General features: G+C 69.2%; 14 protein-coding genes. 8 read left to right on the forward strand and 6 right to left on the reverse strand.

The window, feature by feature from the left end; translation table 11 throughout:
* Nucleotides 1-18: 18 nt before the first annotated feature.
* The 4 genes from E1166_RS01025 to E1166_RS01040 all read left to right on the forward strand — a co-directional run bounded on the left by E1166_RS01025 (nucleotide 19) and on the right by E1166_RS01040 (nucleotide 4,311).
* Nucleotides 19-1,341 (forward strand): NAD(P)/FAD-dependent oxidoreductase, encoded by a 1,323-nt coding sequence (locus tag E1166_RS01025; RefSeq protein ID WP_132334896.1) that lies wholly within the window; start codon nucleotides 19-21, stop codon nucleotides 1,339-1,341.
* 26 nt (nucleotides 1,342-1,367) lie between these two features.
* Nucleotides 1,368-2,921, forward strand: coding sequence for an aminotransferase class I/II-fold pyridoxal phosphate-dependent enzyme (locus tag E1166_RS01030; protein ID WP_132334898.1), 1,554 nt, complete (start codon nucleotides 1,368-1,370; stop codon nucleotides 2,919-2,921).
* Nucleotides 2,922-3,074: 153 nt separating this feature from the next.
* Nucleotides 3,075-3,581 (forward strand): sigma-70 family RNA polymerase sigma factor, encoded by a 507-nt coding sequence (locus E1166_RS01035; RefSeq protein WP_243710067.1) that lies wholly within the window; start codon nucleotides 3,075-3,077, stop codon nucleotides 3,579-3,581.
* A gap of 37 nt (nucleotides 3,582-3,618) precedes the next feature.
* Nucleotides 3,619-4,311 (forward strand): hypothetical protein, encoded by a 693-nt coding sequence (locus E1166_RS01040; protein WP_132334900.1) that lies wholly within the window; start codon nucleotides 3,619-3,621, stop codon nucleotides 4,309-4,311.
* 98 nt (nucleotides 4,312-4,409) lie between these two features.
* Here E1166_RS01040 and E1166_RS01045 read toward each other — a convergent pair whose 3' ends face one another.
* Nucleotides 4,410-5,381, reverse strand: a complete 972-nt coding sequence (locus E1166_RS01045; protein WP_132334902.1) for a WYL domain-containing protein — start codon at nucleotides 5,379-5,381, stop codon at nucleotides 4,410-4,412.
* Nucleotides 5,382-5,499: 118 nt separating this feature from the next.
* Between E1166_RS01045 and E1166_RS01050 the strand changes: the two genes are divergently transcribed.
* Both E1166_RS01050 and E1166_RS01055 read left to right on the forward strand, forming a co-directional pair.
* Nucleotides 5,500-5,913 carry a RidA family protein gene (locus tag E1166_RS01050; RefSeq protein ID WP_243710068.1) on the forward strand — a complete coding sequence of 138 codons (414 nt, stop codon included), beginning with the start codon at nucleotides 5,500-5,502 and terminating at the stop codon, nucleotides 5,911-5,913.
* A gap of 319 nt (nucleotides 5,914-6,232) precedes the next feature.
* Nucleotides 6,233-8,353, forward strand: a complete 2,121-nt coding sequence (locus E1166_RS01055) for a choice-of-anchor D domain-containing protein (RefSeq protein WP_132334904.1) — start codon at nucleotides 6,233-6,235, stop codon at nucleotides 8,351-8,353.
* A gap of 77 nt (nucleotides 8,354-8,430) precedes the next feature.
* On the opposite strand, the gene E1166_RS01060 is transcribed toward E1166_RS01055, so the two are convergent.
* Nucleotides 8,431-9,444 carry a hypothetical protein gene (locus E1166_RS01060; RefSeq protein WP_132334906.1) on the reverse strand — a complete coding sequence of 338 codons (1,014 nt, stop codon included), beginning with the start codon at nucleotides 9,442-9,444 and terminating at the stop codon, nucleotides 8,431-8,433.
* 214 nt (nucleotides 9,445-9,658) lie between these two features.
* Nucleotides 9,659-9,937: a GlsB/YeaQ/YmgE family stress response membrane protein gene (locus E1166_RS01065; RefSeq protein WP_132261293.1), complete on the reverse strand. Its 279-nt coding sequence runs from the start codon at nucleotides 9,935-9,937 to the stop codon at nucleotides 9,659-9,661.
* A 456-nt stretch (nucleotides 9,938-10,393) separates the two neighbouring features.
* On the opposite strand from E1166_RS01065, the gene E1166_RS01070 reads away from it, so the two are divergent.
* Nucleotides 10,394-12,316, forward strand: a complete 1,923-nt coding sequence (locus E1166_RS01070; RefSeq protein ID WP_132334908.1) for a glycosyl hydrolase 53 family protein — start codon at nucleotides 10,394-10,396, stop codon at nucleotides 12,314-12,316.
* 808 nt (nucleotides 12,317-13,124) lie between these two features.
* Nucleotides 13,125-14,105, forward strand: a complete 981-nt coding sequence (locus E1166_RS01075; protein ID WP_243710069.1) for a hypothetical protein — start codon at nucleotides 13,125-13,127, stop codon at nucleotides 14,103-14,105.
* 222 nt (nucleotides 14,106-14,327) lie between these two features.
* Here E1166_RS01075 and E1166_RS01080 read toward each other — a convergent pair whose 3' ends face one another.
* The 3 genes from E1166_RS01080 to E1166_RS01090 form a co-directional block, all read right to left on the reverse strand.
* Nucleotides 14,328-15,230 carry a phytanoyl-CoA dioxygenase family protein gene (locus E1166_RS01080; RefSeq protein WP_132334912.1) on the reverse strand — a complete coding sequence of 301 codons (903 nt, stop codon included), beginning with the start codon at nucleotides 15,228-15,230 and terminating at the stop codon, nucleotides 14,328-14,330.
* A gap of 91 nt (nucleotides 15,231-15,321) precedes the next feature.
* Complete coding sequence (locus E1166_RS01085; RefSeq protein WP_132334914.1) at nucleotides 15,322-17,019, reverse strand: ATP-binding protein; 1,698 nt, start codon at nucleotides 17,017-17,019, stop codon at nucleotides 15,322-15,324.
* Nucleotides 17,016-17,714 carry a response regulator transcription factor gene (locus E1166_RS01090; RefSeq protein ID WP_132334916.1) on the reverse strand — a complete coding sequence of 233 codons (699 nt, stop codon included), beginning with the start codon at nucleotides 17,712-17,714 and terminating at the stop codon, nucleotides 17,016-17,018. Before E1166_RS01090 ends, E1166_RS01085 begins: the two co-directional genes overlap by 4 nt.
* Nucleotides 17,715-17,911: the final 197 nt, after the last annotated feature.

Genomic DNA, 17,911 nt, shown 5'->3' on the forward strand with positions numbered 1-17,911 from the left:
GATGGAGGATCGACAAGAATGTACGACGCGATCGTGATCGGGGCCCGCTGTTCGGGGGCGTCCACGGCGATGCTGCTCGCTCGACGTGGTTACCGGGTGCTGGTGGTGGACCGCTCATCGTTTCCCAGCGACGTCATATCGACGCACTTTCTGTGGCCGCACGGAATGTCCTACCTGAACCGGTGGGGACTGCTGGAGCAGGTGCTGGCGGTCACCCCGGCGCAGACCGAGATCGACGTGGTCAACGACGGAATCCGGTTGACCGGTTCGGTCCCGGCGGAGCTGCTGCGAGCCTACTTCCGCGACCTGCATGGCGACGGTTCGGGAGTGGTGCGCACCTACGCCTCGATCCGGCGCAGCGTGCTGGACCAGATCCTGGTCCAGGCGGCGGCCAAGGCCGGCGCCGAGGTACGCACCAACTTCACCGTCCGTGACCTGATCGTCGAGGACGGGCGGGTCGTCGGCATCCGGGGCCGCGCCCCCGACGGGCGGTCGGTCGAGGAGCGGGCCCGGATCGTCGTCGGTGCCGACGGCCGGAACTCGTTCGTGGCGCGTACCCTCCAGCTGCCCAAGTTCGACGAGCGCCCGCGGTGCACCTTCGCCTACTGGAGCTACTACTCCGGATTCAGCATCGAGACCGCGCAGCTGCACCGGCGGGGACGGCTGGCCTGCGCTGTCGTACCGACCAACTTCGAGCAGAACATGGTCCTGGTGTGGGGGCCGAGCGAGTGGTCCCGGGAGTTCCGCGCCGACGTACCCGGCAACTACCAGCGGGCGCTGGACTTCGTCAGCCCGGAACTCGGTGAGCTGGTGCGCGCCCAGGGGACCCGGGAGGAGCGCATCTACGGCACCCTCGACCAGGCGGCGTTCCTCCGGCCGCTGCACGGGCCCGGCTGGGTGCTCGTCGGCGACGCTGAATCGTTCAAAGACCAGTGCACCGCGATCGGGATGACACACGCCTTCCGGGACGCCGAGCTGGCCTCCGCCGCGCTGGACCGCTGGCTGTCCGACGACGCGTCGTTCGACGAGGTGATGGCGTCGTACGAGAGGCGACGCCGCGGCCAGGACGCGGCGGCCTACTACGACTACGTCTGCACGCTCGCCGAGATGCGTCCGTACCGGCACGACGAGCTTCAGCTGTTCGTCGCGCTGCGCGGCAACCAGCAGGAGATCGACCGGTTCATCGCCACCCACGCCGACGTCGCGCCGGTCTCGGAGTTCTTCCAGGCATCGAACCTGTTCCTGCTCAACGACGCGGCGAAGGAAACGTCCGCCGGCTACCCGATCTTCGAGGACTTCGCCGCGACGTCCCGCATGTACCAGCAGAACCTTTTCGCCTGACACACCTTGCCCCGGGAGGCAACACCGTGACCACTGGTCTGGACCAGCGTGAAGACGGCGAGCTCATCGAGATCATTCTCGGCGCGGCCCGACGCGGCGACGTGACGACGATGGCCCGTACCGCGGCCGAGGTGTCCGAGATGATCCGCAACTGGGCGACCCACATCCCGTGGGACGACTTCGCGAGCCTCGACGGCGCCGACGACGAACTCGCCCAGGTGGTCGCCGACCTTGAGGAGATGTGGGAGCCGGCGCACCTTCGCAACCCCGTCGACCCCGACGAGGAGTACGCGCTGGACAAGAACGCGTACGACTTCTACCGCCCGGCCGGCCGCAACCTGCTGACTCGCACGGAGGACTTCCACGACTGGGTGCTCGCCCGGCGGCGGACCGAGACGTGGCAGTACTCCCGGGTGTTGGAGGCGGCACCGGGCAGCGTCGCCGAGATCACCAACGACCTCGGTCGGCGTACCCGGGGCATCAACTTCAACTCCCAGGACTACCTGTCGTTCAACACTCATCCGGCGATCCGGACGGCAGCCGAGCGGGCGATGCGCGACTACGGTCCGCACAGCGCCGGCTCGCCGATGGTGCTCGGTAACACCCGCATCTCCGACGAGTTGGAGAGGGCCCTCGGTGACCTGGTCGGGCTCGAGCACGTGACGCTCTTCCCGACCGGGTGGGCCGCCGGATTCGGCGCGGTGGTCGGCCTGGTCCGCCAGGAGGACCACATCCTCATCGATCGGCTGGCCCACTCCTGCCTGCAGCAGGGCGCCCGAGCGGCCACCCGCAACGTGGTGCGCTACGAACACCTCAACGTCGAATCGGTACGCCAGCACCTGGCCGACATCCGTGGTCGGGACACCCGCAACGGGGTCCTCGTCGTCACCGACGGTCTCTTCTCGGTCGACGCCGACTGGCCCGACCTGGTCACCCTGCAACGAGTCTGCCGGGAGTACGACGCCACCCTGCTCGTCGACGTCGCGCACGACCTGGGCTCGATGGGACCGGGTGGCACCGGCGTACTGGGGCTGCAGGGTCTGCTCGGCAGCGTCGACATCGTGATGGGCGCGTTCTCGAAGACGTTCTGCTCCAACGGCGGATTCGTCGCGTCCAACTCACCGGCGTTGAAGCAGTACATCAAGATGTTCGGCGGCTCGCACTTCTTCTCCAACGCGCTCTCCCCGGTGCAGACCGCGGTGGTGCTGGAGGCGGCCCGGATCATCCGGTCGCCGGAGGGCGACGAGCTGCGCGGGCGGCTCTTCGCCGCCATCGACGCCCTGCGCGACGAACTCACCACGCGCGGCCTGACCTGTATGGGCGAGCCGTCACCGATCGTGCCGCTGCTGATCGGCAACGAGAAGCTGGCCCGTGTCGCGAACCGGCTGTTGTTCGACCGGGGGGTGCTCGCGTTCATGGTGGAGTTCCCGGTGACGCCGACCGGTTCGTCACGGTTCCGGCTACAGGTGCAGGCCGACCACCGGCCGGAGGAGGCCCGCGAGGCGGCCCGGATTATCGAGGGTGCCATCGCCGACTCCCGGGCGTACCTGTCGAGCGCCTTCGGCAGCGCCGCGAAGTAGCCGACTGATTCAGGCATTCACTGACCACATCTGACCCCTGGGGCAGGGGGGATTCGCGCTGAACTTCTTCGTCCAGCATGCAACGGACTCGCGGTCTCTCTCGTAAGAGAGGTGTCCGAGTGGCAAGCGGGGACAAGGAGAGGTGGGTGGCCTGTGAGACGGCCTTCCGAGCAGGACCGCGAGTTCACCGAGTTCGTGATGACCCGGCGTGCCGGCCTGGTGCGCGTGGCAACACTGTTGGTCTCCGGCGATCTGGCCAAGGCCGAGGACGTGGTGCAGACAGCGCTGACTCGTCTCTATCTGGCTTGGCCGAGGGTGCGGCCGGACACGGTGGATGCGTACGCACGGCGGTGCGTCGTGAATGCGGCGACGGACGAGCGTCGCAGCCTGTTCCGTCGGCGTGAGCAGGTGCGGGCGCAGCTGCCCGACGTCGCCGCCGTCGAGGCCCCGGGCGGTGACGAGACGACGATGCTGGCATTGCTGGCCACGCTGCCGACGAGCATGCGAACGGCGGTGGTGCTGCGGTACGTCGAAGGGCTCAGCGTCGCCGAGACCGCCGCCGCGATGCGGTGCAGCGAGGGCAACGTCAAGAGCCAGAGCGCCCGAGGGCTGGAACGACTACGGGCGGTCTTCCCCGCACGTGTGCACGACTTCGCCTGAACCAACCCCTGACCCGAACGAATGAAGGAGTACTGACATGCCAGACGTGATGGACGTCCTGCGTACCCTGCCGCATGCCGTCACGCCCGACCAGACCAGCCCGGATGTCGTCACCGCCGACGTGGCCCGGGGACACCGTGCCCTGACCCGCCGCCGGCAGCGGCGGCTCGCGTTCTCCGGCGCGGCCGTCGCCCTCGTCGCCACCGTGGCGTTGGGTGCCGGCCAGATCGGCGGGACCGGAGGCGCCCCGACCAGGGTCGCGGAAGGGCCCGGCACGTCGACGAACACGGCGCGCCTGCAACTCGTCGCCTACACCGGCACCCAGCCGGTCGGCTTCGAGGTGAGCACCGTGCCGGAAGGCTGGAAAGTGGTCTCGTCGGACAAGAGCTCGTTCATCGTGACGCCGCCCGGCGGCGACACCGCCCCGCCCGCCCCCGGACAGGCTGTCAGCCTGCAGGGCCGAATCGCGGTGTCTCTTCAGGGCCTGTCCCACCTGCCCGACGAGTCACCGGTGACGAAGGTCGACATCAACGGCAGGGCGGGTGAGCTGGGCTTCCCCCTGCAGTCGGAGGGCAAGCTGTCGGACACCAGGTGGCTGATCTTCCCGGATGCCTCGGGCCGGAAGGTGCTGGTGCAGGTTCCGGGGGAGCTGGGCCTCAGCAACGACCAGATCGTGCGCTTCGCGGAGGGCATCACCGTTACCGACCAGGCCGAGGAAGTGGCCGGCTGACGCACCACCCACGACGGGGCCGGGCGGGCGGAAGGGAGGGCACCCACTCGCCGGCCCCACCGTCGCGTCGGCGGCTGCCCCGCAACAGGCGACAACTCTCAGGATGGCTCTGCGTAGCGGTTGACCATCGCGGCGGCGCGGTTGCGCAGCAGCGTGCGCAACGACCGTGGGGCCAGGGCTTCCGCGCCGGTGCTGAGCTGCCACAGCGCCCACTCGGCGTGTCGTAGATCCTGGAACGTCACCTCCAGTCGCAGCCAGCCGTCCGCGTCAGGTTCCTCGGCGCGGACGGCCACCGCGGTGTTCAGCAGTTCCTCCCGCCGCCTCGGGTTCACCCGTAGCAGCACGGCGATGTGGTCGCTGGACAGAAACTGCGCGCAGCGTTCCCGCCACGCCCGGTCCAGATCGATCCGGGTCGGTCGCTGTGCCGGTTCAGGGAGTTCCTCGGCTGCCAACATTCGCGACAGCCGGTAGGTGCGGTCCGCGCCAGATCTCGTGGCCAGCAGGTAGCCCCGGTCGCGTACGGTGACCAGGCCGATCGGGTCCACCGTGCGCCACTGTGGTGGCTGGCCGGTGGCCGCGTAGTGGATGCGCAGCTTGCGCCCGGCGAGCACCGCCCGTCGAACCTCGATCATCGTTGTGTCGGGGATCTCCTTGTTGGCCAGCCGGCGGGAGAGCAGATCGGTCTCCGGCTCGACGAGAAATCGCTGGACCGCGTCGCTGGCGGTGGCCCGATGGCTCTCGGGCAGCGCGTCGACGACCTTGCGCATGGCCGAAGCGAGCGCCGAGCCAAGGCCGAACACCTGCTCGCCGCGCCCCGAGCCGGCGGTGAGCAGGGCAAGGGCCTCGTCGTGGTTCAGTCCGGTGAGCTCGGTCCGGAAACCGGGCAACAACCCGAAACCGCCGTGCCGGCCGCGTTCGGCGTAGACCGGAACGCCGGCCGCGGACAGCGCCTCGATGTCGCGCAGCACGGTGCGGGTGGACACCTCCAGTTCGCGGGCCAGCGTGTCCGCAGTCAGCCGACCGCGCTGGCGCAGCAGCAGCACCAGCGAGACCAACCGGTCGGCGCGCACGCGGGAACTCTATCGGAATACACGACCAAGGATGTCGTGATTTGCCGGGAGGCTTATCCACACGGCGCCAGGAACGGCTGTGCCGAGCCGGTGGGCGTACGTACTTTCGATGGACCGAATGGAGCTGGTTGTGGCAGTGGAACGAGTGGCGGTAAACCCGTGGACGTGGTCGGTGGAGATGGGATTCAACCAGGGGGAGGTCGTCTCCGGGCACACCCGGACCCTGTACTGCTCCGGGCAGACCGCGATGAGCAGCGACGGCAAGCCTCAGCATGACGGGGACATGGCCGCCCAACTGGCGCTGAGTCTCGACAACCTGGAGGCGGTGCTCGCCGAGGCCGGCATGTCCCTCGCGAACCTCGTCCGACTCAACGTCTACACCACCGACGTCGATCTGCTGTTCCCGCACTACGGCGTGCTGGCCTCGCGGCTGGGCGCGGCGGGGGTGGCACCGACCACCACGATGCTCGGGGTGACACGGCTGGCGATCCCCACCCTGATGGTCGAGCTCGAGGGAACCGCCGTCGCCTGATAGGACCTCGCCATCCCGCTACTCGTGCCGGTCCAACCGGCACGAGTAGCGGGCAGAGACCGGTGAAGATCGGCGATGTCGCGAAGCCGCGGGCGGACAACGTCGACCGCATGCAGAAAGCCCCCAATTGTCTTGTCCTCGCTCCCGCGCTCACGATCGTCTACGGCCTGGTCCGGCTACGAGACCGGCCTGGTCGTGCCCGGGCAGATGTAGCCCGAGCAGTCGCCGATGCCCTGTTCGCTTTCCGATCGGGGTTGCTGGACATCGATCATCGCCTTACGCTGGCCCCGCTTCCTTTTCCTTTCCTCACGGGGTCTTCATGCGCAGAATTCGCAGTCTGCTGAGCGCGCTCGTCGTCGGGACATGCGCCACCGCCGCATTGCCGGGGGTGGCGCTCGCCGCGCCGGCCGCGCCGTACACGGTTCTCACCGTCGATGTCGGAAACCACACCGGGGGATACCCCCTCTCGCAGTCCGGTGTCTACGACACCACCAATGCGACCGTGTCCGTCACGCCGAGTGCGCAGGACCGGCTGGCGGTCAGAGCCTCGCAGTCGAGCTCCTACGTCGACCTCAGCATTGGCCCGCCCACCGGTCAGACGTGGCAGGAGGGCCAGAGCTACCCGGCGGCCCGGTTCGCCGACGCGACGACGGCCAGTCTGGACCTCAACTCGGACCACCGCGGCTGCGGGCATTCCTCGGGATCGATCACCGTTCGCGAGGTCGGTCGCAACGCCGAGACCGGTCTGGTCGACCGGTTCGCCGCCTCCTACGAGTACAGCTGCGTAGACGCCGCCGGCTCCAGGGGTGTGATCAGCGGCGAGCTGCGCTGGAACTCGGGGCTGGACTACGGGGTGGCCCACGGCACGCCGAACCCGGTTGGCTTCGGCTACCAGGAGCTCGCGGTCCGCAGCGCGGCGAAGACGGTCACCTTCCGCTCGGTCGGCACGAAGCCGATCACCTTCGGCGCGGCCAGCATCGGCGGCCCCACCCCCGCCGCGTTCAGCGTGCTGAGTTCCCAGTGCACGGGCAGGACCCTCGCTCCCGGCGAGACCTGCACGGTCTCTGTCGCGACGCATCCCACCAAGGCGGAGCTGCAGACGGGCAGCCTGCTGCTGGCTGACGACAGTTCCTCGGGCACCCGCCGCGTCCAGCTCTCGGTGGAGGGTTTCCGGGGAGTCACCGGCACCTACTACCCGCTGTCCCCGAAGCGCCTGATGGACACCCGGTCCGGCCTCGGCGCGCCGAAGGCGAAGATCGGCACGGGCCGGAAGGTCGACCTCCAGGTCGCCGGTCGAGGCGGTGTGCCCAGCAGCGGCGTCGGCTCCGTCGTGCTGAACGTGACCGTCACCAACCCCACCTCCAGCAGCTTCCTCACCCTCTACCCGGCCGGGGTGAGCCGGCCGACCGCCTCGTCGATCAACTTCCCGAGGCACTGGCTGGGCTCGAACAACGTCACCGTCAAGCTGGGCTCCGGTGGCAAGGTGTCGGTCTACAACCATGCCGGCTACACCGACGTCGTGGTGGACGTGGTCGGCTTCTACGCGGCGAACAACTCGCTGTCCGGTCGGGGCATGGGCGGGCAGTACCACTGGGTCAAGCCGTTCCGGCTCTTCGACACCCGCACGGACGGAGGTGTGCTCCCGGCCGGTTACTACATCCGGAGCTGGGTGAACTTCGGGCAGTACAACTCCAACATCCGGGCGTTGGTCCTCAACATCACCGCGGTCTCGCCCAGGAAGGCGGGCTTCCTGAGCGCCTGGTCCACAGTGGGTGACGTGCCCACCTCGTCCACCGTCAACTACGCGGCCGGCAAGGTCGTGCCCAACCTGGCCTTCGTGGAGACCAGTCCGTGCTACGAAGGCTGCGGTAGCGGCTACGGCGTACCCCAGTTCGGCGTCTACACCTCGCAGACCACGCACATGGTCGTGGATCTGGTCGGTGTGATCGACGACGGCACCGTGCCGGACGGACTGCGGTTCACGCCGATGAGCCCGACCCGGATCGCTGACAGCCGTAGCGCCCAGGGCATTCCGGGCGCGCTCGGGCCGAACGCGACGCGCACGGTCACCGCGCCGCCGAGCATGGTCACCGACGCGACCGAGGTGCTGGCGATGAACGTCACCGCCGTGTCGCCCACCAACAACACGGTGCTCACGGTCTGGCCCGCGGACTACGACATGCCCAGGCCGTCAACCAGCAACCTCAACCCGGTCGCCGGGCAGACCGTGTCGAACGCGGTGATGGGGGTCATCGGCCCGCAGGACGGGTTCCACGTGCACAACCACTCCGGCACCACCCATGTCGTCGCCGACGTGGTGGGCACGTTCTGGCTCTACCCGGGTACGGCCACCCCGACGAGGACCGCCGGTGTGGCCGCGGCGGACACCGATCGGGTCAGGGTGCTCGGTTCGGGGGTCGGCGCGCCGGTTCGGGGCTGAACCGACGGAGGGGTGCCCCGGTCGACCGGGGCACCCCTCCGTTTGTCCGAGCCGGTGGCCCGGGTCACATCAGGACGTCAGCAACCGGCCCACCGCACCGGGGAGAGCCGACCGCCTTCGCGGCGGTCGTTGCGGAACCCGACAACGACGCCGGTGTCCGCGATGGCGTTGGCACCGACATTCACCTGATCACCAGCGCCGGGCAGGGTGCGCGTGGCAGCGCCCCGGGCGACGACATCACCGCCGACAACCGTCCCGCGGGCGTTGACGTCAGTCACCCAAGGCACCTCTTTGGGGATCCGTGACCACGAGCCGTTCCGTAGGTCCCAGCGCACTCTCACCGAGCTGGATTCGCCGAGGTCGACCAGGCCGATCGCCCAGTGTCCCTGCGCCGTGCGGACCGTGGTCATCCCTGCGCCCGGCACGGTCAGAGTCTCGACCCGGCCGTCGGGGCGGCGCACCCAACTTGTCCACTTACCAAACTCGCCGGCGTAACCGACGATGGTGCCGTCCTGGGTGATCCCCGTCGCCGCGGCGTCGGCCGGAGCATTTAGCACCTCGTACGTGCCGGGCCGGGCCGCCGGCCAGCGCAGCGGCAGCCTCCTGCCGGTACCGGCCTCCTCACCCCAGCCGACGATGTCGCCGGCCTTGTTGATCGCCGTCGCCGCGGCGTAACCGGACGGCGGCGTCGGCAGCAGTCTCAGGTTCCCCTTCTGGTAGACCCAGGGTCGGCTCTGGGCGTTGATCCAGCCGTTGCCGACCACGACGCCACTGGTGTTGACGTCGGCGACCGAGTCGGCCAGCGGCGACTCGACGGTGGTGGGTCGTCCCCGGTCCCAGACCAGCAGCAGCAACTGGTTGCCGTCCTCCTCGATCCGCAGGCCGGTACCGGCGATGAATCGCCCGGTCGGATCGACGGCATCCGCCTTGCCCCGGTAGGCGTCGGCGGGGAACGGCAGGCTGATGATGCTGCAGGCGCTGGCGGATCTCGGCGCGGCCGTCGCCGCCCCCGAGGCGGCGACGGCGAAGGAGGCGGACAACAGGCCGGCGGCGGCCACCGCGAGCATCCGGTGTCGAGCAGAGTAGGTCATCGTCATCTCCCCGTGTCGGCCCGGACCTTCCGGGCGGTGTCATGACTGGCTGACGCCCTGGGGGCGACACGGGTTGCGAGCTGTCGTCTGTTGGACATCACCTTCCGGTGCCGCGCGGCCGAGATGTCGGACTGGGGAGGTGGCGCGCAGTCGGCTGAGACGAAGCGGCGGCTGAACCCGGATGTCGGGTCCAGCCGCCGCTCACGCGCGTCGTCTATCGCAGGGCGCGGCGGTCGCGTCGCCCCACCGTTCCGGCGACGAGAGCCACGCCGGCCGCGGCGAGCACCACCTGGATGAGCAGTTCCACGAAGCTGAAGCCGGACGTGCTGACGCCTGCGGCTCGAGCGATCACGGTGCCCAGCAGCGCTGCGCCGACACCGATGAGCATGGTCAGCCAGATCGGGATGTTCTGCTTGCCTGGTACGACCAGGCGACCGAGCGCACCGATGATGAGACCGACGATGAGTGCGCTGATGATGCCGGTGACGCTCATGGATTCCTCCTTGGTACGTGTCGTCCGGATCGATGTTTCCGGTCGGCCGGCGTACCAAACATGACGGTGCTGTGACGCAGGCGGCCGGACGTGCGGCGGCCGGCTGGCGGGCTGTTCGGCCAGGGCCGGCACGGCGTGGCAGCCGGTCGTCCGGCCGCCGGCGGGCAGGACCGCCGAGGTCCGGGGCCATCATGTGAGCCCCTACGTGATGTCGTCGGCGATGCGCAGGATGAGTCTGCGGGACTCTGTCAGGGGGCAGCAACCGCGGCGTGTTGAATCGTTTAACTGCCGCCGGTCGCGTAGCGTGCAAATCGACGCCTATCAAGATCCGAGGATGCGCGAGGGCGCATTGCTGTCCCAGTTGGGAGCGCTCCCGGTCCTGGTCGGCGGTGGGGTCAGGAGACGCGACCGGCGAAGTGGGCGTCAGCTGTTGGTGACCGGCAGGAAGGGAAAGGCATGAGGATCAGGCACCCCGCCCGCATCGCCGTGGGCGCGATCGCCCTGGCGACGCTGGTGAGCACGGCGATGTTCGCGGCGCCCACCCCGGCGCAGGCGATCTTCGGAACCGCGGACATCAAGCCGATCGAGAGCAACATCGCCGCCAAGTTCTGGGCCTCGGCGACGGCGAGCAGCGGTGCATCCACCGCTCGGCTGGCCATCGACGGCGACCCGGCGACGTCCTGGTACGCGGACCGCGCCAGCGCCCACCAGCGGCTGACCGTCGACCTCGGCGGCACGTACGACAACCTGCGCAAGGTCAAGGTTCTGTTCCCGGACCGCGGCGCGGCGTACCGGTACGTCGTCGAGGCGTCGTCCGACGGCCAACGATGGAAGACCATCGCCGACCGGCCCCAGACCCGGGGCGCGTCGCGTGGGGCGGTGCACCTGTTCACCCGCCCGGGAACGCGCTTCGTCCGGCTCACGGTCACCGGGGTGTCGGGCCGCGCCAGGGTCGGGATCAGCGAGATCCAGGTCTTCAACTACCTGCGTGACGATCTCATCCTCGGTGCCGACCAGTCCTGGGTGGACGACTACCAGGCCCGGCAGTACTGGGTCAACCCGCTGGCCACCGACCGGGGCGCCGGGCCGCACCTGCTCGACGTGGCCAAGGACCGGGGCATGGAATACACCCGCCTGCGCATCTTCAACGAGCCGCGGAACGAGAGCAACGGCGAGCTGACATCCGTCCCGCGTCAGGGGCCGGAGCGCTCACTGGCGTCGGCCCGGTCGATCAAGGAACGAGACATGGGTCTCGGCATCGACTTCCACTACGCGGACTCGTGGGCGGATCCGAGCAAGCAGCCGAAGCCGCGCGCCTGGGCCCAACTGGAGTTCGACGACCTGACGCAGGCCGTGTACGACTTCACCGCCGACTACCTCCGCCGGCTGATCGAGCAGGGCACCACGCCGGACAAGGTCGCCGTCGGTAACGAGATCATCAACGGCTTCATGTACGGCGACGAGGCGGCGCTGATCGGCACGACCGCCCCGCCGTACTTCGTCAACCAGGCCGACATCTACCAGTCGAAGCCGGGCGGTGGCCTGCTGTGGCGGTACTGGGGGTCGACGGACCCGGTCGAGCAGCGGCTCTACGACGAGGCGTGGGACCGGTTCACCACTCTGGCCGCATCCGGGATCAAGGCCGTCCGCGACGCGTCACCGAAGTCCAAGGTCGAGATTCACGTGATCGTCGGCACCAACCGGCTTGCCAAGACCATGGAGTTCTGGCACCAGTACCTCACCCGGGTGAAGGCGAAGGGGCAGAACCCGGACGTGCTGGCCATCTCGTACTACCCCGAGTGGCACGGTACGCCCGAGGCGCTGGAGCGCAACCTGCACACGATGGCGACGACGTACCCCGACTACGAGATCGAGGTCGCGGAGACCTCCTACCCCGCGTCGGGCGGTGACGGTTCGCCGATGCCGAACTCCCCCTTCCCGCGCACCGTGCAGGGCCAGGCCGACGCGATCCAGCGGGTTTTCCAGGCCGCCAACGATGTGGTGAACAACCAGGGCACCGGCGTGTTGGTCTGGGAGCCGGCGGGCTGGCAGACGATGTTCCGGGCCGTCCCGGGCATGACGAACACCTGGGAACCGCACGCGTCGATCAACGTGTTCAACGCCAGCCAGGCCAAGCACATCGTCGAGGACACCGTCTACACGGCCACCCGGGTACGCACCAGACCGGTGCTGCCGCCCGCCGTCCGCGTGCTCACCACCGCGAACGGCACGGTGACCACCAGCCCCGTGCGCTGGCAGGCGTTGCCGGAAGGGGCGACCGACGCGCCGGGCGAGGTGAGGATCACCGGTACGACCGCGGTGGGACCGGTCACCGCGGTCATCGACGTGGTCGGGCGGGACGGTCAGACCAGGAGCTGACGAGACCACAGGGGTGGGGCGGTGCGCGGCTGACGGTCTGGCGGCGCGCACCGCACCCGCCCTGGCGTCCGCTGTCCTGCCGCCCCCACCGACGAACCGACGAACCGTGCACCGCCGCGAACGTCAGGTCGGCCGCCCCCTGACGTTCGCGGAAGCGTGCCGCCGATACCGATGGCAGGTCGGCCGGTTGGGACGCGTCATGGTGGAGCCGCGTGCCTCCGCTCGCTGGCGCAGCCGTGCCGGCGGGTCACTGTTCCGTCGCCCCATCCGGCCGCCCCGGCCGGCTCACGCCGTGCTTGGTCAGCGGTAGCAGAGGACGACGGCGGCGGCGGGCGCAAGGCCGACGCCGCACCGCCTTGTGGCGGCTGTCGGGTGCCCACAAACCGGTCGAGCCGGGGCAACCTGCCCGGGCGTGCCCATTCGTGGCGGCAGTGCGGTATTTCCATTTTTTCTGACCCGCAGGTGATTTGCGGAACGAAGTCGACGCTGACGTCGGCAATTAATTGAGTCAATTGTTTCTTGGTGGTGTCGATCGCTGTCGCCGAAGCCCGTGGAGCGGATCAAAGAGCAGGGGAACTCATCGATAGAAGTTATTAAGGCGAGGTTTGTTCGGATCGCTCCGATGGGTCGTTCTCGCTGGTCATATCCCCCTTTGGGTGGCCTGATCGACCGCCGGAGAACAATGTCGGTGATCTGTCATTGCCCGGGGATTCCGATCAATCAAAAACTCTGAATACGATGCGGGAGCCCGAATGGAGCACCACCGACAAGGGGGTATCTCTTGAAACCCGTCCTGCAATGGTCTGCAATGGCCGGCCTCGCGCTCGCGCTGGTCGTGACCGCTGCGCCCGCCGCCCAGGCGGCGCCCTCCGGAAGCGACCGGAACGGCAACACCACCACCGTCGCCCGCACCAGTGACGGTCGCGCGATCACCAGCGAGGCGGTCGCCAAGGAGGTCGCCGCCTACTGGACGCCGGAGCGGATGGCGAAGGCCGTGGACCTGACCTTCGCGAGGCCCGCGGGCTCCGCGCAGTCGCAGAACCGTGCGCCGAAGCCCGACGGTAAAGCGGGTGCGGTCGCGCCCATGGCGTCGCGCCTGGCCAGCAACGACGACCTCCGGGTCCAGCTCAACGAGTCGCAGACCGTCGGCAAGGTGTACTTCAACACCCCCGGTGGCGGTCTCGCCTCCTGCTCGGCCAGCACCGTCGCCAGCGGCAAGCGGCGACTGGTCATGACCGCTGGTCACTGCGTGCACCAGGGGCGCGGCGGTCAGTGGTACACGAACTGGCAGTTCGTCCCCCGGTACCGCAACGGGTCCCGGCCGTTCGGCACGTTCGTGGCCTACAGCCTCGCGACCCGTACCGCATGGGCCAGCAGTGGCAGCTTCGACGAGGACATGGGTATCGCCATCATGAACAACGGCGGTATCTACGGTGCGAAGGTGGTCGAGACGGTCGGCGGCAACGGCCTGCGCTGGAACTACGGCTACAACGTCTACGTCACCGCGCTCGGCTACCCGTCCAACCTGGGCGGCGGCGAGAGCCAGTACTACTGCCAGGGCAACACCTGGCACGCCGGCGGTCAGCAGATCCGGATGTACTGCAACATGACCTACGGATCCAGCGGCGGCCCCTGGCTGCAGGAATACAACGACCAGACCGGTTACGGGTACATCAACAGCGTCGTGAGCCACGGTGACAACCCGGGCAACGGACAGTTCGACGGCCCGTACTTCGACAACGACATCAAGAGCCTCTACGACTACGCGGAAAGCATCTCCCCCGCGTAAGCAAAACCGTGCGAAGGAAGCCCCGGCCCATGGTCGGGGCTTCCCGCGTCCGGGCATCTCCCCGACGGGAAACCTGATTCACTCTCACCTCTCCGGAGGCTTTCCGGGCGGGCCGACGCCGCCTCAGGTCAGCACCGCGTTTGTTTCCCGTACAGTTCCTCGTCGGTGACGAGTTACCGACGCAGTTGCGGCGCAGGGTCCGCCGTCGCGGACGCGGTCGGTTCAGCGGAGCCAGGGAACGGAACGGTCGAGCAGCCCTCGCCGTGTGAGTTCCCGACGCAGCGGGATCTCCTCGTCGACGTACCCGTCCCACCCGACGCCCCAGTAGTTCGCGGTGTGCGTACCGTCGCCGAGCAACTGGCGTTGCAGCGGCGACCGCCGGGCCCACCACGGGCCGTCCCGGTCGACCGACATCTCGTCCAGCGGCCGGATCCAGCGGTAGGTGTACCCGATGAAGAGCATCTTCCGGCTGATCGAGGAGAGGTTGGTCGACCGGGAGTGCCAGAGCCGGCGGTCGAAGACGAAGGCGTCGCCGGGGTTCGCGATGATCTCGACCGTGCCGTGCGGATCCGGGTGCGGCAGCGAGGCGGGCCGCTCCAGGCTGTTCCGCAGGTGGCTGCCGGGGATCACCTTGGTCGCGCCGCGGCCGGTCGTCGAGAGGTCCGAGAGCAGGTACGCGACCTTCAGGGAGAACATCGGCCGGGGTGACCCGTCCAGCGTCTCCGGATCCGAGTTCTGCCGGTAGCCGTCCTGGTGCCAGCCCCAGTACGGTCGCTCCGGCTCCCGGGCCGGCGGCGTGACGTCCAGGTGGTTGTGGTGGGTGTAGATGTTCCAGCCGAGCAGCCCCCAAACGTAGGGGAAGGTGGTCGGATGGACGAGCAGGTCGGCGAAGAGCTCGTCCCGATCCAGAAAGCCCAGCAGGTGAACGGTGCCGTCCTCGGTGGACCGCCCGGCCGAGACCTCCTCCGCGTGGACCCGGTCGACGGCTGCCTCCAGCCGCTGCCGGTGGCCGTCGGTGAGCACGTTACGCAGCAGCAGGAAGCCCTGGTCATGGAACTCCTTGCGGTCCACCTCACTGATTGGCTCGAACCCCGTCCGCTGCGGGTACTCGGTCGTCAACTCCATCTCGCCCCACCCTTCTCCCCGTTCGGTGGCGCTGAAGCTATTCACCGGCCGTGAAGAAGCTGTCAAGAACATGTGCGGATGGCGTGCGAACTCAGCGGGGTTCGGAAAGCAGCGGTAGCTGGATCTCGAACGTCGTGCCGACCCCGAGTTCGCTGGCGACCGAGATGCCACCGCCGTGGTCGGCCACGATCTGCCGGACGATCGCGAGTCCCAGACCGCTGCCACCGGTGCTCCGGCCCCGCGCCCCGTCGGCCCGCCAGAACCGGTCGAAGACGTACGGCAGGTGTTCGGGCGTGATGCCGGTGCCGGTGTCGGCCACGGTGATCGTCGCCCGCGTTCCGGCCCGGGCGGCGGTCAGGGTCACCGAGCCACCGGCGGTCGCCCGCAGAGCGTTGGTGACGAGGTTCCCCAACACCTGCCGCAGCCGGTCCGGGTCGGCGTGCACGGGGATCGGGCCGGCGGCCGACGCCAGCAGGAGCACCCCGGCGGCGTCGGCGACCGCCTGGTGGGCGATCCGGCAGGTCTCCAGCAGTTCGGCGAGGTCCACCACCGAGTGGTGGTAGACCAGGGCGCCCGCCTCGGCCAGAGCCAGATCCTGCAGGTCGTCCACGATCCGTTGCTGGAGCACCGCCTCCTCGTGCAGGGAGGCGAACAGCGCCGGGTCCGGGTCCACCACCCCGTCCTTGAGCGCCTCCAGGTATCCCCGAACGTTGGCCAGCGGGGTACGCAGCTCGTGCGCCACGTCCGCGATCAGCCGGCGCTGCCGCTCCTCACCCTGTTGCAGCGAATCAGCCATCCGGTTGAAGGAGCGGGCGAGCACGGCCAGTTCGTCCTGGCCCACCACGGGCACGCGCTCGGTCAGGTCACCGGCCCCGAGCCGCCGGGAGGCGCCGGTGAGCGCCTCGATCGGACGCAGCACCCGTCGGCTGACCAACAGTGAACCCGCGATCGCCAGCACCGCGACCAGGCCGGTGGCGACCAACGCCGGCCCCACCGCCAGCGAACCGGTCGCCGCCTCGCCACGCGTACCGATGTAGACCTCCAGGGTCGGCGGGCCGAAGTCGGCGACGCGGCGGCTGAACGCCTGCCGGAGGCAGCGCGTGACCACCTCGCCGTCGGCAGGCACCGATTGGGTCCGGTCGGTTGCCGGGGTGCCCAAAACGGCCTCGTCCGCCGGGTCGGCGCATGCTGACACCGTCTCCAGGTCACGGCGGCGTGCGGCGTCCGACGATGCCGGTGCCGCGCAGTCGGCCGCTGCCCCGGGACCGTCGACCGGGTTGGCCGAGTACCGGGGCACGCCGTACGGGCCGCCGGCCACGAAGACCTGCGCGCCCAGGCGGGTGAGGCAGGCGGCGATGGAGATGCCCTGTCGGTAGCGGTCGATCTGGGCGGTGACCACGGAGACGGCGCCGGGCAGCAGTTGGGTCTCCGGCAACTCCAGCACGGGGCGGGGGTTGACCGAGATCGGCGGTCCGGTCACGTCGCGGGCTGCCCGTCCCAGCAGGTGGTCGGTGTCCACCACCACCTCACCGCCCTCGGTGACCAGTCGGATCCGCTGCCCGGTTCGATCGTGCAGTTGGCTCACGGCCGCTGCGACGCCCTCCCAGGTGCCGTGCTGCACGCCGTACTCGCGGACGGTCCTGGTGATCAGCGCGGCGGTGTTCTGGTCGGCCGTCACCGACTCGGTGAGCTGCCGCGACGCCTGCCGCAAAACCAGCCACGCGGTCGCGGCGGTGGCGGTCACCGCCACCAGCGCCACCAGCGCGAGCACCCGGAGGCGGAAACTCATCGGGACAAAACCTGCTCGGCCAGCCGGTATCCGCGTCCGTAGACGGTTTGCACGTACCGGGGGCGGGTGACATCCGCCTCGATCTTGCGGCGCAGGTTCATCACGTGCGCGTCCACCGTGCGTTCCAGGACGAAGTGGTCGAACCCGAAGGCCTTGTCGATGATCTGGGCCCGGGTGAAGACCCGCCCGGGATTCGCGGCGAGCACCTCGAGAATGCCGAACTCCTTGGCCGTCAGCACCACCGGCCGGCCAGCCACCCGTACCTCGAACCGGCCCGGGTCGACCTCCAGATCGCCCACGGTGAGCACCTTCCGGTCGCCCGCGCCGACCGTGCCGGCGCGCCGCAGCAGCGCCCGCACCCGGGCCACCAACTCGCGCGGGCTGTACGGCTTGGTGACGTAGTCGTCGGCTCCGCTGTCCAGGCCGAGCAGGACATCGTCCTCGGTGGTCCGGGCGGTGAGCAGCAGGATCGGCAGGTCGGACCCGGCCCGCAGCGTCCGGCACACGTCCAGCCCGTTGGTCCCGGGCATCATGATGTCGAGTACGACCAGGTCGGGTCGGTGGGCCTGGCACTGTTCGAGTGCGGAACGGCCGTCGCCGGCGACCAGCGTGCGGTTTCCTTCCCGCTCCAGGTAGAGCTGGATCAGACGGGCCTGCTTCGGATCGTCCTCGGCAATCAGGATCCGGGCGTTCATGCCTCATTCTGGCCGGCGGGACCACCGCAGCGGTGAAGAAGTCATGAAGGGTGCCGCACCACACGCCGCGCCGGAACGCCGGGAAACCTCGTGCGGCACGTCCGCCGGCACTGTTACCCGGCTGTTACGCAACGGCGAGGTCGCTGCCGTGAACCCCCTCCACCGTGGACCCGAGGGCCGGAACGACAGGTGCCGGC

Source organism: Micromonospora sp. KC213 (assembly GCF_004348325.1).
GTDB lineage: Bacteria > Actinomycetota > Actinomycetes > Mycobacteriales > Micromonosporaceae > Micromonospora.